Raw genomic sequence first — 12,909 nt, forward strand, 5'->3', positions numbered from 1 at the left:
GGGGGACGGCGAGGGAGGCGAGCGCTGGCATGGAAGCGCGGACGGTCTCGGACCCGGTTCAGGCCGTGCCGACGCGCCGGCCGTGCGCGTCGACGACTTGCGCTCCGTCCTCCTTGACGAACGCGCCCTGCTGGGCGGGAAGAAGGTCGAGGACGGCTTCCGACGGGCGGCACAGGCGTACGCCCATCGGGCTCACCACCAACGGCCGGTTCAGCAGGATCGGATGGGCCGCGACCGCGTCGAGCAGCGCGTCGTCGGTCAGCGCCGGATCGCTCAGGCCCAGCGCGTCGTAGGGCGTGCCGGCCTGGCGCAGCGCAGCGCGCACCGTCAGTCCGGCCCGCTCGAGAAGCTGCCTGAGCAGCGCCCGCGCCGGCGGGGTCTTCAGGTACTCGACGACATGCGGCTCGATGCCGGCATTGCGGATCATCGCCAGGGTGTTGCGCGACGTGCCGCAATCCGGGTTGTGGTAGATCACCACGTCGAAGGCGCGATCAGGCATGGTCCACCGTGTTGGCCGGGATGCGGGGGTTCGACAGGGCGGCCAGCGCCGGAGCGCAGACCTCGGGGCGGCCCTGACAGCAATCCCGCATCAGGAAGGCGATCAACCCGGACAGGACCGGGTAGGCGACGCTGTAGAGGATCGATCGTCCCTCGCGGCGGGACTGGATCAGGCCGGCCTGCTGCAGCTCCTTCAGGTGAAAGGAGATGGTCGAGGCGGAGACCCCGATCGCGCCGGCGAGGGCGCCGGAGGCCATGCCGTCGGGGCCCGCCGTCACCAGCGCCCGGAGCGCCCGCAGGCGGTGCTCCTGACCCAGCGCCACGAAGGCCGCGAGGGCTTGCGGTTCATCCATTTTCATTTCAACATTCAAACCATCGTACAAACATACGAGAAAGAGTTCCCGTGGACAAGCCCGAGCCGGCCTCGACCCGCCCCCTGTTCGACGATGGCCTACCCCAGCTCAGCGCGCCGCATTTCGTGGTGCCGAGTGCGGCGCAGCTCCAGGTCGCGCAGCCGTTCACGCATGCGCCGCGCTTCCTGATCCTCTACGGGTCCCTGCGGGAGCGCTCGTTCAGCCGGTTCCTCGCCCGGGAGGCGGGCCGCCTGCTCGAAGCCATGGGCGGCGAGGTCCGGATCTACGACGCGCACGGCTTGCCGCTGCCCGACGACACCACCGCCGACCACCCGAAGGTGCAGGAATTGCGCGCGCTCTCGCTCTGGTCCGAGGGTCAGGTCTGGGTCTCGCCGGAGCGGCACGGCAACCTCACCGGCGTGATGAAGAGCCAGATCGACTGGCTGCCGCTCAGCGAGGGCAGCGTCCGCCCCACACAGGGGCGCACCCTGGCGGTGATGCAGGTCTCCGGCGGTTCGCAGAGCTTCAACGCGGTCAATGCCCTGCGCCTGCTCGGCCGCTGGATGCGGATGATCACCATCCCCAACCAGTCCTCGGTGCCCATGGCCTACCGGGAGTTCGACGAGGCCGGCCGCATGAAGCCGGGTCCGCTCTACGAGCGGGTGGTCGACGTGTGCGAGGAACTGATGAAGTTCACGCTGCTGACCCGCGAGCGGGCCGCCTATCTGGTCGACCGGTACAGCGAGCGCAGGGAGCGCATGCCGGAGCGCCTGCGGGCCGTCGACGCCGATATCGCCGCGTCGCGCTGACGGGATCGGGGCCGGCGAGACGCCCGTCGCCGCGGGACCGGCCCGGGATCGTCCGGGTCAGGGCGCGCGGCAGGCCATCGCGGCGGTCGCCTCGATGACGCTGAGGGCGCGGCGTCGGACCTCCAGCGACACGTCCGGATTGTCCCCCACCGCCGACGCCTCGCGCCGGAGCGCCGCGTCGCAGGCGCAGGAGCTGTAGCCGGCCGTATCGTAGCAGGCATCGTGGTGCATGCAGGCCGCGTCCAGGGCATCGATCGGCGGCAGGCCCTCGCCGCGCTGTCCCTTGCCGCAGTAATTGCCGTGGAACAGCGCCGCGCCGGCGATGACCTGGCCGAGGTCGCCCTTCGGCGGCGCCGGAGCTTCGGCGCGTCCGCCGGGGTTGAGGGTGTTGGCCGGGCCGCCCGCCACGGAGCCCGATCCGCGGAGCGCCCGGGGGATGCCGGACTGCACACCGGGTTCGTTCAGGGACTCGCCGGCGCGGCCGTTCGGCTCCGACAGCTCCGGCAGCGGCGGAGGCGGTCCGGGGCGGGGCTCGTCGGCCGGGAGGGTGGTGAAAGCCCCGTCGCCGCCGGCGCTCTGTGCCAGGACGGGCGGCGTCCCGGCCAGAAGCGCCAGTCCGAGCAGGGCGAGGAGCGGTGATCTCACGCGGGGTGTCCCCTGAAATGCCGCCCTCAATGCAAAGCTTGGCGATTTCGTTCCCGCGGGGCGGGTGCAGCGCCGCGGGCGGGCGGCCCGTCGCCCGGACCGCCGCGCCCGTCGGATCGAGACCCGCCGCGGGTCCCGGGTGCGGAACGCCCGGCGGCGAGACGGGCCGCGATGCCCGGTGCCGCGGGCGCGGGAATCGTATGCAACCCTTTTCGATCGCTGGGGCTTTGCCTCCGGGCTGACCGAACGCCCCGGAGCACATCATGCCGATACGGTTTCTCACGTCCGTCGCCCTCGTGGCAGCGTCCACCGCCACCGCGTTCGCGGCCCCGATGAGCGCCGACGACAAGGCTGCGCTCCAGCAGCAATGCACCGGAGACTTCACGACCTTCTGCGGCGACCTTCCCCCCGAGGACGGCCCCGAAACGCAGGCCTGTTTCGAGAAGAACATGTCGAAGCTGTCCCCGGGATGCCAGGCAGCCATCCAGAGCTTCAAGCAGGGCAAGAAGGGCTGATCGTCCGGGACCGGGCGGCGGCGGAGCCCAGGCGGTCCTCCGCCGCCCTCGACGGAAGCGGCCGGTCAGGACGCGACGCGGTCGCTCAGTCCGCGCGCGCGACCGCGACGCGCGGGGGCGGCGGGCGCGTCCGCCGCCTCTGGGTCCGGCAGGATCCGGCCGCCCTTCGCGCTCAGGAACCACAGCCCCACGTCGGCGCGCCCGCGGCGGCGCGGCCTGACGAGGCCGCGCTCCAGCAGCGACCTCACCGTGCGCATCTCCCAGGGCGCCAGGGAGCGCAGCGATCCGTCCCGGGACAACCGGCGCAGCATCGCCTGCTGCCCCGGGGTCAGAGAGCGCCATTCCCGCGCGCGTTCCTGGTCTGTCACAATAGATTGGAACTAATCTAATCTCGCCCTCGGATGCAAGCCGGCGTGGCGCCGGCGCGCACGGGCGCGAAGACGCGCGTCGGAGGACTGCGTTCGGACGCTGATCGCGGCCTCGTGCACCGCAGCCGGCCCGCGCGGCGTATACCGTCTCACCGGAGCGATTCGGCTTCGGATGGCGGCGGCGGTGGGCACATGGCGGAACCGGGCTCGCGCAGGATCGAGATCGGCCTCGTGCTCCAGGGGGGCGGTGCGCTCGGCGCCTACGAATGGGGTGCCGTGACGGCCCTGCTCGACCTCATCGCGAAGGCACGGTCGGACGGGCTCGCGGTCGAGCTGCGCGGGGTCACCGGGGTGTCCGTCGGCGCCATCAACGCCGCCTGCGTGGTCGGATCGACCTCGCTGGCGGACGCGCAGCGGCGCCTGAGCGGCCTGTGGGCCGACCTGACGCTGCACGCGCCGCCGTTCACGCCGCCGACGATGGCGCGGGACCTCGCGTTTTTCGGCCTGCCCGGGTTCTACGTCCCCCGGGCAGACGTCTGGAACCTCCCCGCCTGGACGTCCCTCTACGATACCAGCCCGCTTCTGCGGACCCTGCGGACGCATGTCGACTTCGGCGCGCTCAACGCGAGCGGAACGGCGTTCGTCGTCACGGCGGTCGATCTCGAGTCGGGCGCGCTGACCCGCTTCCGGAACGCGGCCGGCCGCCCTCCGCCCAGCGCGGGCGCAGAGCCCGACGCGTCGGATCCGGCGGTCACGATCGGTCCGGAGCACGTGCTGGCGAGCGGCAGCCTCGCACCGCAATTCCCCTGGACGGAGATCGGGGGGCGCCGATACTGGGACGGTGGTCTCGTGGACAACACGCCGCTCGGCGACGCCATCGACGCCCTGTCGGCCGATCCCGCCACGATCCGTCTGCTGGTCGTGATGAACCTCTATCCCCTGCGGGCGCGCGTGCCGGCCAATATGGGCGCGGTTCTGGACCGGGTGCACGAGCTGAGCTTCGGCAACCGGCTGCGCCAGGACCGGGATGCGGCCAAACAGGTCAACGCGATGCTCGCGACGATCGACGACCTCGCCACCCGCCTCGAAGCCGGCGGCGGGGAGATCCCTGGGGCCCTCAGGGAGCGGATCGCGCAGTTCGCCCGGCTGAAGCTGGTCGAGGTCCTCGAAGTCGATTTCCAGGACCGCGGCCCCTCCGGCGAGACCCGTTTCGACGACGAGAACGGCCTGCGCGATTTCTCGGCCGGCACCGTGGAGCAGCGGCGGGCCTACGGCTACGAACTGGCGACGGCACGCCTCGCGTGCGCCTTCACGCCGACTCGGGAGACCGCGGGCCGTACGGCCTTCCGCTCACGCCTCATGACGACGTGACCCGCGTGTCCGACCGAAGCGTGCCGTCGCCGACCGGCCCGCCGCGGGTCGCGCCCGTTACGCGCGAGGCCGGATCGGGATCGGACCGCGGGTCGGCGCTTGACGCTGAACGGCAGGGCGTGCCCTCCTGGCGTCAACGAATACCAATCTTGGAGGACCGTCCGCCATGGCGTTGATCCGGTGCGGCCTGCTCTCGGCCGCGATCAGCCTCACCGCCCTGGCGTGGCCGGCGTCCGCCCAACCGATCCACGTGAAGGTCGGCGTCCTCAACGACATGTCCGGCGTCTACGCCGATACCGGCGGCAAGGGTTCGGTCGTGGCCGCTCAGATGGCGGTCGAGGATTTCGCCAAGACGAACCGGGACGTGCAGGTGGAGGTCGTCGCGGCCGACCATCAGAACAAGCCCGACATCGGCGCGGCGATCGCCCGGCAATGGTACGACCGCGACGGCGTCGACGCGATCCTCGACGTGCCGACCTCCTCGGTGGCGCTGGCGGTGAGCCAGGTCACGCGCGAGAAGAACAAGATCTTCATCGACTCCGGGGCCGGGACCACGGAGCTGACCGGCAAGCAATGCTCGCCGAACACGATCCAGTGGACCTACGACACCTACGCGCTGGCGCACGGCACGGCCGGCGCCATGCTCAAGCGCGGCGGCGACGCATGGTATTTCCTCACCGCCGACTACGCGTTCGGCCTGTCGCTGCAGAGCGAGGCGACCGCGGTGGTGGAGAAGGGCGGCGGGCGGGTCCTGGGCGCGGCCCGCGTCCCGTTCCCCGCAACCGACTTCTCCTCGTTCCTGCTGCAGGCCCAGGCCTCGGGCGCGAAGGTGGTGGGCTTGGCCAATGCGGGCGGCGACACGATCAACGCGGTCAAGCAGGCGCACGAGTTCGGGCTCACCGAGAGCGGCCAGAAGCTCGCCGCCCTGCTGATCTACGCGGTGGACGTCCACGCGATCGGCCTTCAGACCGCACAGGGGCTGGTTCTCACGGAATCGTTCTACTGGGACCTCAATCCCGAGACGCGGGCGTTCTCCGAACGCTTCTACAAGCGCAACGGCGACAGCATGCCGACGATGAACCATGCGGGCGTGTATGCCGGCCTCCTGCACTATCTGAAGGCGGTGGCGGCGACGAAGTCGACCGATCCGACGGCCACGATGGCCTGGATGAAGGCCAACCCGACCGACGACCCGCTGTTCGGCAAGGGCCTCGTCCGAGCCGACGGACGGAAGGTGCACCCGATGTTTCTGTTCGAGGTGAAGGCGCCGTCCGAGTCGAAGGGCGCGTGGGACCTCTACAAGCTCCTTGACACCATCCCGGCCGATCAGGCCTTCCGCCCCCTCGGCGAGGGGGGATGCCCGCTCGTCGGCAAACCATAGAGACGGATCGATCGCCATGCTGCGCGCTCTCGACGGACAGGTCGCCTGGGTGACGGGGGCCGGGTCCGGCATCGGACAGGCGGCCGCGGTGGCGCTGGCGCGGGCCGGGATGCGGCTGGCGCTCACGGGACGGGGACGGGACGCCCTCGAACGGACGGCCGACCTGATCCGCGGCGCGGGCGGGGACGCGCTGGTCGCCCCGGCCGACATGAGCGTCGCCGACGACGTGCAGCGGGCCTGGGAGGCGGTCGAGGCCGCCTACAAGCGCTGCGACCTGCTGGTGAACTCGGCCGGTCTCAACGTGCCCGAGCGCGGCTGGAGCGCGGTCACGCCGGCGGGCATCGACGCCGTGGTCGGGGTGAACCTCAACGGCCCCTTCTACGCGTCGCGGGCCGTCCTGCCGGCGATGCGCGCGCAGGGTGGCGGCCTGATCATCCAGGTCTCGTCCTGGGCGGGCCGCTACGTCTCCAAGCTGACGGGACCCGCCTATTCGGCGGCCAAGCACGGGCTGGTGGCGCTCTCGGAAAGTCTGAACCAGGAGGAATGCGGATACGGGATCCGATCGTGCTGCATCTGCCCCGGAGAGGTCGCGACGCCGCTCCTCGACAAGCGACCGGTTCCGGTGACGCCGGAGGACAAGGGGCGGATGCTGCAATCGGAGGATCTCGCCGAGACGATCCTGTTCGTCGCCCGCCTGCCGGCGTCCGTGTGCATCAACGAGATCCTCATCAGCCCCACTTGGAACCGCGGCTATCTCGAGGGCGTGAAGCTCTGACGGGTCGCGGGAAGCGCGGGGCCTATCGGGCGTTCGGGTCCCGCCGATCGGCAGCCGCAAAAGCGCGTTCGGCCTACTCGCCGAACCGTCCGGCACTAGCATCGGGACTCGATCAGCACCAGAAAGCGATGACGGCGGCGAGGGCGACGGCTGAGGCATATAGTTGCGGGCGAGCTTGTCGTATCGGGTGGCGACGCGGCAAAAGTCTTTGCGGCGGTTGGTTGTCGCCTCGATGCGCGAGCGTTCACGAAAGCGCCGCTTGTCGTGGCGGATGCGTCGCTTGCGACCGCGCTTGCCCGAGATGAACGGCTCGGTCACCGCCCACTGCTCATCCGAGAGCCAGGACAGGTCCGCCATCGCCATCTCCGGGCTGCAAACGGCCGCCGGGAATCACAAACTGGCAAACATCGCAACAGCTTGGTTCGGTTCACACCCTAGCAGGCCATCGCCCATGGTCGTCACGATCCGGCCTTGAGCTGCCTTGATCGCAGGGTCGATCACGTCTCGTCGAAGGGCCTTGAGGGCCGGACTGTTCCCGTTTCATCAGCGCCCATCATCCGGCTGCAACCACGACGTCAGCCACCATGATGGCCGTTAGCCGCCTCACCATTGCGTTGTGGTCCTACGCTTCCATCCATGAATTTACGCCTAAAAGCGGCGTGATCTTGAAGCAACGATAGCGCGAATCGGCACTCACTATGCAATGCCATCCGAAACTTGAAATATCAGAGACAATGAGTGTCGAATAAGGACAATGCTAATACAGCATTCGAATATAACGGATCTCTCGCCGAGGGCACCACTCCGCGGTCGATATTTTAATAATTAAAAATAGGAATGAGAGAGGCAGGGCGGTCAGCAACCTACCGCCCTGCCGGAGAAGTCTAACGTCCCGAGGCGGGGCCAGAGGTATCCTTCTTGAACCCAGCCGCGTTCGGAGGGCCCTTCATCTTTCCGTCCTGGCTTGCCGTGTTGTCTGGTGTTTGAGAACCGGCGGTGCCTGTGGTTTCGGCCTTCCCGAACCCCGCAGCATTTGGGGATCCCTGCATACGGGGTGTGTTTCCAGATGGGCCGGCGGCCTCAGAGGTTTCGGCGGCCCATGTGGCGGTTCCCATCGACAGCAAGCCTGCTGCCGCAATCAAAGCGGTTTTCGGCATGAGGACTTTCTCCGGCGTTCCTCGATCACTTCTCGCGAGTGACGATGGTGACCAACGCCCTCAGCCGACGCCTGTTCACTGCTGCCATTCACCCCGTCGGATCACAGCCGCCATTCTCAGGAGGCGGGCTTGCTGTGATCCTGCTTGACGCCCTGCATTCATTCACAAAAACTATCTGACAGTAATCGCGTTTTTTATCGCGAAATAGACCGCACGTCTCAGGATCCGGTGTTCAAGGAGTTCATCCGGCGCGGTGTAGGGGCGAAACTTGATGATCTTCTTGCGGATCATAGCCGTACCTACGGCATCTGGCTGGCCAACCGTGGCTGTGTTCAGGCGGACGCTTGCGGTGGGTGCCGCGGATGGATCATTGACGCCTCCCGAACTGGTGTCCGCTCTCAAACTGGGATTTGAAGCGCTGTCAGCTGTTTTCCCAGGCACGACCGGACCGGCAGGCGTATTGGCGTTCAGAGATTGATTGGTCGCAGCGGCTATTGACGGCAGTTGAACTGCGCGCCGTGGCTCCTCAGAACGCGTACCGCAGGATCGCCGCCAAGGCGCACCCCGCGGGCAGCTCCGCGCGCCTCGCGCACAGGACCCGGGCGTCCGTGCAGAGGGCACGCCGGGCCACTTCATCGAGAACAGAATACGTTTCGGCGTCGTCGGACACGGAGTACGTCACGCTGCCGTCAACATCGCTGACCAGGCCGGGGATCACGCGATCGAGGTCGACGACGAGCCGGTCGACGGCGGCCGCCGTGGCCGCATGGGCCGTCCGGGAGACATCGCTGGTGGCCCGATAGGGCTTCAGCGCATCATAGAGCGCGAGGACGCCTGTCACCTCGTTTCGGTACAGCCGGTCGAGTATGGGCAGCGCGGCGTCGCCGAGCTGCGCGTCGCTGCGGTGGTCCGGGGCGCCTTCGATGGCCTCCGCGATGAGATGCGGATAGGTGTTCACCGCGCGGTAGATGCTGAGCATGGGCTCGGCCGCGGCCAGCACCATCGGCGTCGAGCGACCGGCGAGGGCTTCGCGGACCGCGTCGTGCACCGTTCGCGCATATTCCGCTTCCAAGATCTTCTGGCCCTCGCGATTCTGAAGACGGCGGCGCGGGGCCTTCACGTGGATCGAAGGCCGGTCGAGGGTCTCCGCGGGATCGTCAGAGAGGTGGGCAACGGGGACTCGCGCGGGCGGCATGTTGACGACCACGTGGAGAAGTCGGGCTCCCCCTGCCGAGATTGCGAGAACGAAGATTTCCAGGGGCGACGTGATCGTGCGGATCAGCGGGGCGAGGTGGAACCGGTCGGCGACCTCGGCGAGGGGGAGCGGCCGGATCGGCAGGCGGTAGGTCTGCAAGGAATTCGTCTCCGACCGAGCGAGCACTCCGAGGCCATGCGCCTGCGATTTCCAGAACTCTTCGACCTGTTCGAGCGGATCCGCGCTGTTGAGCCGGTGCTTGTTGTCGTCCAGGCTCTCCTGAATACGGCCCGACAGGGCTCCGAACTGTCGTTCGAAGGAGTCGATCACGCGTTCCGAGACGGCACCATCGCGCATCTGCGCGATGGCGTCCTTGGCGAGATCCTTGAAGGCGATGCGGTTGGCGTCGGGGTGCAGGGGCGAAGTCGGCAGATAGAGCGACACGAATACGCCGCCCCGCGCCGTCGCGAGCGCCTTGAACTCCTGCAATCCGGGGATGTCCGCGCGCATCATCGCATTAACCGTGGCGGGTCGAGCCCGTGCGGGTCAGGGCTCACCCACCTGAGCGGGCTTTTGTCGGTTGCGCCCTGACGGGCGTCAGTCACCGCGCGACGGGCCGGGATCACCCGGGCGGACGGTCAGGTCATGTGCGGGATAAGGGCATAACAGCGATACTGCTCAGCTTTTTTCGTCGAACCCAATCATCCACCTTTGCGCAGAGCCGTTCTACATCAAAGACTTACACGGTCAGCCCCCCAGAACCATCGCCAATCCGCCCACCTAACCGTCGAATGCGGGAGCCTGAGAAGATGCCGGAGCCTCAACAAGGGCATCGGGCCGATAGGAGTTCACAAGCGGCCTACACGCCAGGCCGTTCGGCGCTAGCTAACGCGGCGATCAATCGGCTGTTGCAGGCGGACGCCCTGCAACCGAATCCGTCTCTGTTTCTTGCCAGGGCTCGCAAAACCCTGATGATGTCAATGGGATAGCGCCATCATGGAATTTCTCCACACCATGGTCCGCGTGGCCGACCTCGACCGCGCGCTCGCCTTCTACGTCGATACGTTCGGCCTCATCGAGGTCCGCCGCGTCGAGAATGAGAAGGGCCGCTTCACCCTCGTCTTCCTGGCCGCCCCCGGGGATGCGGAGCGCGCCCGGGAGACGCGTTCGCCGCTGATCGAACTCACCTACAACTGGGATCCGGAAACCTACTCGGGCGGTCGCAACTTCGGGCATCTCGCCTATCAGGTCGACGACATCTACGCCTTCTGCACGCGCCTTCAGGAGAAGGGCGTGACCATCAACCGTCCGCCGCGCGACGGCTACATGGCGTTCGTGAAGTCCCCGGACGGGATCTCCATCGAGATCCTGCAGAAGGGCGGCGCGAAGGAGCCGCAGGAGCCCTGGACCTCCATGGAGAACACCGGCACCTGGTGACCGGCCGGGGATCGGGCGCTTGACCCGGACGGCGGCGCGGGCGCATCTGCCCGCGGATCAGCCGGCCGGGCGGCCGCTCCGGTCGCTTCGGCGCCCGGGGAGGAAAGTCCGGGCTCCATGGAGAGACGGTGCCGGATAACCTCCGGCGGGGGCGACCCCAGGGACAGTGCCACAGAGAGCAGACCGCCCCGGATGCGTCCGGGGTCAGGGTGAAAGGGTGCGGTAAGAGCGCACCGCGGACGCGGCAACGCGGACGGCACGGCAAACCCCACCGGGAGCAAGACCGAATAGGGGCGGCGCGCCCTTCGCGAGAAGGGCAGGCCCGCTCTCCAGGCCAGTCGCCCGGGTTGGTTGCTCGAGGCGGTCGGCAACGACCGTCCCAGAGGAATGGCCGCCACGTCGGCGCGCTCGCGCGCCGGCCCTACAGAACCCGGCTTACAGGCCGGCTGATCCACCACCTCCGAAAACGCGCGTGCCGGCAGCGCCTTATGCCCGGTGCCGGTCGCGCCCGAGGGCCCGGGCGCGCCGGATTTCGCGCGCCGTAAAAACCTCCGGTTAACCTTGGCGGGTTCAGATCGGTCCGCACCGCAGCGCCCGGCGCGTGCGTTGACGATCCTCCGAGGCCCATGATACCCGGCATCCTCCCGTCAACGGCGTGTATCGGATCGCCGGGCGCAACCTGCGTCAGCGCAGGTCCCGTCCGTGCGCGGCGTTCGGCGCGCTGCGCATCCGGTGCCGTTCCCGTCACGCGCGCCGCGCTCGCGCGGCCCGGCCCAGGGCATCATGAGACGCACCAGCCGCATCCGCGACCGGGCTTCCGGCGCGCGCCGACAATCCGCCACCGATCCCGCCTACGCGGCGAGGCGCCGATGATCCGGCGCAGCGCATCGTCCGAGGTCCCCACGCCCGCACGGGGCGCCTGCGCCGAGGCCGGGGCGTCGGCCCAGCCGCACGTGCCCGTCCTGCTGGACGAGGTGCTCAACACGCTCGCGACCGAAGGCGGCCTCGCGGTCGACGGGACGTTCGGGGCGGGCGGCTACACGCGGGCGCTGCTGACGCGGGACCCGGCCCTACAGGTGGTGGCGATCGACCGCGATCCCGGCGCCATCGCGGCGGGGCGGCCACTGGTCGCGGAATTCCAGGGGCGCCTGCGCCTCCTGCCGGGGCGCTTCGGCGCGCTCGATACCCTTCTGGCCGAGGCCGACGCGCCGCAGGTGGACCGGGTGGTCCTGGATATCGGCGTCTCGTCGATGCAGCTCGACGTTCCGGAGCGGGGCTTCTCGTTCCGCAACGACGGTCCCCTCGACATGCGCATGGGTGCGGACGGGCCCAGCGCGGCGGATCTGGTGAACGAGGCGGACGAGGCCGCGCTCGCCGACATCCTCTACCATTACGGCGAGGAGCGGCGCTCGCGCGCCGTGGCGCGGGCGATCCACGAAGCCCGCCGCCGGGGCCGGATCGAGACCACCGCGCAGCTCGCCGAGCTCGTCGCCGGGGTCGTGCGCGTCGAGCCCGGGAGCCACATCCATCCGGCGACGCGGACGTTCCAGGGATTGCGGATCGCGGTCAACGACGAGCTGGGCGAGCTGGTCCGGGCACTTCACGCGGCCGAGCGCGTGCTCAGGCCCGGCGGACGGCTCGCGGTGGTGACGTTCCACTCCCTCGAGGACCGGATCGTCAAGCAATTCTTCGCCGCCCGCAGCGGACGCGCCGCGCAGAGCTCGCGGCACCTGCCGGGCGCGCCGGCGCGGACCGTCAGCAGCTTCGATCTCCTGACCAAGGGCCCGCTCCTGCCCGGCGAGGCCGAGATCGCACGCAACCCGCGCGCCCGCTCGGCCAAGCTCCGGGCCGCGCAGCGCACCGAGTCCGACGTGCCGGAGCCGCTTACGGCGCTGACCGCCCTGGCGAGCCTGCCGGACGCCGCCCGCGGAGGCCATCGCCGATGATCCGTCTCCTGAACCTGCTGGCAGTGGTCGGGCTCGTCGCCTCGGCGATCTACGCATACTCGATCAAGTACGACACGCTCTACCAGGGCGCGCAGGTCTCCAAGCTGCAGACGGCTTTGCACACGGAGCGGCAGGCGATCGCCGTGCTCCGCGCCGAATGGCAGCTCCTCACCCGCCCGGACCGCCTCCAGGCGGCCGTCGACAAACACCTCGCCCTGGAGCCGATCGGCACCGGCCACCTGGCCCGCCTCTCGGACCTGCCGGCGCGGCCCGAGCGCGGCGACGAGATCGGCCGCCTGCTCGCCGCGACCGCGACGCCCAAGGACAAGGGGACGATCGAGCCGCGCACCACCGGCTCCGTCACCCGCACCGTCACCACGACCCGCACCCCGACGAGCGCTTCGAGGTAGTCTCCCGTGTCCGAAGACGCCGACCACATCCGAGACGCGGCAGCCGACG

General features: G+C 69.2%; 13 protein-coding genes, 1 other RNA gene and 1 pseudogene. 9 read left to right on the plus strand and 6 right to left on the minus strand.

What is annotated here, in order from left to right; translation table 11 throughout:
- Positions 1-58: 58 nt before the first annotated feature.
- A complete protein-coding gene (gene arsC, locus MKL01_RS32190) occupies positions 59-499 on the minus strand; it encodes an arsenate reductase (glutaredoxin) (protein WP_243909238.1) in 441 nt (146 codons plus the stop codon).
- Complete coding sequence (locus tag MKL01_RS32195) at positions 492-851, minus strand: ArsR/SmtB family transcription factor (RefSeq protein ID WP_243909239.1); 360 nt, start codon at positions 849-851, stop codon at positions 492-494. Before MKL01_RS32195 ends, arsC begins: the two co-directional genes overlap by 8 nt.
- Before the next feature lie 50 nt (positions 852-901).
- On the opposite strand from MKL01_RS32195, the gene arsH reads away from it, so the two are divergent.
- Complete coding sequence (gene arsH / locus MKL01_RS32200; RefSeq protein WP_313901503.1) at positions 902-1,660, plus strand: arsenical resistance protein ArsH; 759 nt, start codon at positions 902-904, stop codon at positions 1,658-1,660.
- Positions 1,661-1,717: 57 nt separating this feature from the next.
- Here arsH and MKL01_RS32205 read toward each other — a convergent pair whose 3' ends face one another.
- Positions 1,718-2,305, minus strand: coding sequence for a hypothetical protein (locus MKL01_RS32205; RefSeq protein WP_243909240.1), 588 nt, complete (start codon positions 2,303-2,305; stop codon positions 1,718-1,720).
- A 263-nt stretch (positions 2,306-2,568) separates the two neighbouring features.
- On the opposite strand from MKL01_RS32205, the gene MKL01_RS32210 reads away from it, so the two are divergent.
- The gene (locus MKL01_RS32210; RefSeq protein WP_243909241.1) at positions 2,569-2,820 is read left to right on the plus strand and encodes a hypothetical protein; all 252 of its coding nucleotides are present in this window, start codon (positions 2,569-2,571) and stop codon (positions 2,818-2,820) included.
- 65 nt (positions 2,821-2,885) lie between these two features.
- On the opposite strand, the gene MKL01_RS32215 is transcribed toward MKL01_RS32210, so the two are convergent.
- The gene (locus MKL01_RS32215) at positions 2,886-3,131 is read right to left on the minus strand and encodes a hypothetical protein (RefSeq protein ID WP_243909242.1); all 246 of its coding nucleotides are present in this window, start codon (positions 3,129-3,131) and stop codon (positions 2,886-2,888) included.
- 249 nt (positions 3,132-3,380) lie between these two features.
- Here MKL01_RS32215 and MKL01_RS32220 point away from each other — a divergent pair, with 249 nt between their 5' ends.
- The 3 genes from MKL01_RS32220 (at position 3,381) to MKL01_RS32230 (ending at position 6,715) form a co-directional block, all read left to right on the plus strand.
- Positions 3,381-4,559, plus strand: a complete 1,179-nt coding sequence (locus tag MKL01_RS32220; RefSeq protein ID WP_243909243.1) for a patatin-like phospholipase family protein — start codon at positions 3,381-3,383, stop codon at positions 4,557-4,559.
- A 166-nt stretch (positions 4,560-4,725) separates the two neighbouring features.
- Positions 4,726-5,940, plus strand: a complete 1,215-nt coding sequence (locus MKL01_RS32225; protein WP_243909244.1) for an ABC transporter substrate-binding protein — start codon at positions 4,726-4,728, stop codon at positions 5,938-5,940.
- Between the two features lie 16 nt (positions 5,941-5,956).
- On the plus strand, positions 5,957-6,715 hold the full coding sequence (locus MKL01_RS32230) for an SDR family oxidoreductase (RefSeq protein WP_243909245.1): 759 nt from the start codon (positions 5,957-5,959) through the stop codon (positions 6,713-6,715).
- A 112-nt stretch (positions 6,716-6,827) separates the two neighbouring features.
- Here the strand turns inward: MKL01_RS32230 and MKL01_RS32235 are convergent.
- Both MKL01_RS32235 and MKL01_RS32245 read right to left on the minus strand, forming a co-directional pair.
- Positions 6,828-7,066, minus strand: a pseudogene (locus tag MKL01_RS32235) (IS5/IS1182 family transposase); the annotation flags it as partial.
- Positions 7,067-8,398: 1,332 nt separating this feature from the next.
- Positions 8,399-9,580 carry a hypothetical protein gene (locus tag MKL01_RS32245; RefSeq protein WP_243909246.1) on the minus strand — a complete coding sequence of 394 codons (1,182 nt, stop codon included), beginning with the start codon at positions 9,578-9,580 and terminating at the stop codon, positions 8,399-8,401.
- Positions 9,581-10,063: 483 nt separating this feature from the next.
- Here MKL01_RS32245 and MKL01_RS32250 point away from each other — a divergent pair, with 483 nt between their 5' ends.
- From MKL01_RS32250 to MKL01_RS32265, 4 genes are all read left to right on the plus strand, one after another.
- Positions 10,064-10,504: a VOC family protein gene (locus MKL01_RS32250; RefSeq protein WP_243909247.1), complete on the plus strand. Its 441-nt coding sequence runs from the start codon at positions 10,064-10,066 to the stop codon at positions 10,502-10,504.
- 57 nt (positions 10,505-10,561) lie between these two features.
- Positions 10,562-10,958: RNase P RNA component class A (gene rnpB, locus MKL01_RS32255), an RNA gene on the plus strand.
- A gap of 415 nt (positions 10,959-11,373) precedes the next feature.
- Positions 11,374-12,450 (plus strand): 16S rRNA (cytosine(1402)-N(4))-methyltransferase RsmH, encoded by a 1,077-nt coding sequence (rsmH, locus tag MKL01_RS32260; RefSeq protein ID WP_243909248.1) that lies wholly within the window; start codon positions 11,374-11,376, stop codon positions 12,448-12,450.
- Complete coding sequence (locus MKL01_RS32265; RefSeq protein WP_243909249.1) at positions 12,447-12,860, plus strand: hypothetical protein; 414 nt, start codon at positions 12,447-12,449, stop codon at positions 12,858-12,860. The genes rsmH and MKL01_RS32265 overlap by 4 nt, the downstream gene beginning before the upstream one ends.
- The last annotated feature ends 49 nt before the right edge of the window (positions 12,861-12,909 follow it).

Origin of the sequence: Methylobacterium sp. J-070, from assembly GCF_022829385.1 — a bacterium.
In the GTDB taxonomy this organism is placed as follows: Bacteria; Pseudomonadota; Alphaproteobacteria; order Rhizobiales; family Beijerinckiaceae; genus Methylobacterium.

What these genes read in the sequence shown, in the direction of transcription:
- MKL01_RS32195 (WP_243909239.1), bottom strand. Translation starts at nt 851, where the DNA reads ATGGATGAACCGCAAGCCCTCGCGGCCTTCGTGGCGCTGGGTCAGGAG.
- MKL01_RS32225 (WP_243909244.1), top strand. Translation starts at nt 4,726, where the DNA reads ATGGCGTTGATCCGGTGCGGCCTGCTCTCGGCCGCGATCAGCCTCACC.
- MKL01_RS32215 (WP_243909242.1), bottom strand. Translation starts at nt 3,131, where the DNA reads ATGCTGCGCCGGTTGTCCCGGGACGGATCGCTGCGCTCCCTGGCGCCC.
- MKL01_RS32250 (WP_243909247.1), top strand. Translation starts at nt 10,064, where the DNA reads ATGGAATTTCTCCACACCATGGTCCGCGTGGCCGACCTCGACCGCGCG.
- rsmH (WP_243909248.1), top strand. Translation starts at nt 11,374, where the DNA reads ATGATCCGGCGCAGCGCATCGTCCGAGGTCCCCACGCCCGCACGGGGC.
- MKL01_RS32220 (WP_243909243.1), top strand. Translation starts at nt 3,381, where the DNA reads ATGGCGGAACCGGGCTCGCGCAGGATCGAGATCGGCCTCGTGCTCCAG.
- arsC (WP_243909238.1), bottom strand. Translation starts at nt 499, where the DNA reads ATGCCTGATCGCGCCTTCGACGTGGTGATCTACCACAACCCGGATTGC.
- MKL01_RS32265 (WP_243909249.1), top strand. Translation starts at nt 12,447, where the DNA reads ATGATCCGTCTCCTGAACCTGCTGGCAGTGGTCGGGCTCGTCGCCTCG.
- MKL01_RS32245 (WP_243909246.1), bottom strand. Translation starts at nt 9,580, where the DNA reads ATGATGCGCGCGGACATCCCCGGATTGCAGGAGTTCAAGGCGCTCGCG.
- MKL01_RS32210 (WP_243909241.1), top strand. Translation starts at nt 2,569, where the DNA reads ATGCCGATACGGTTTCTCACGTCCGTCGCCCTCGTGGCAGCGTCCACC.
- MKL01_RS32230 (WP_243909245.1), top strand. Translation starts at nt 5,957, where the DNA reads ATGCTGCGCGCTCTCGACGGACAGGTCGCCTGGGTGACGGGGGCCGGG.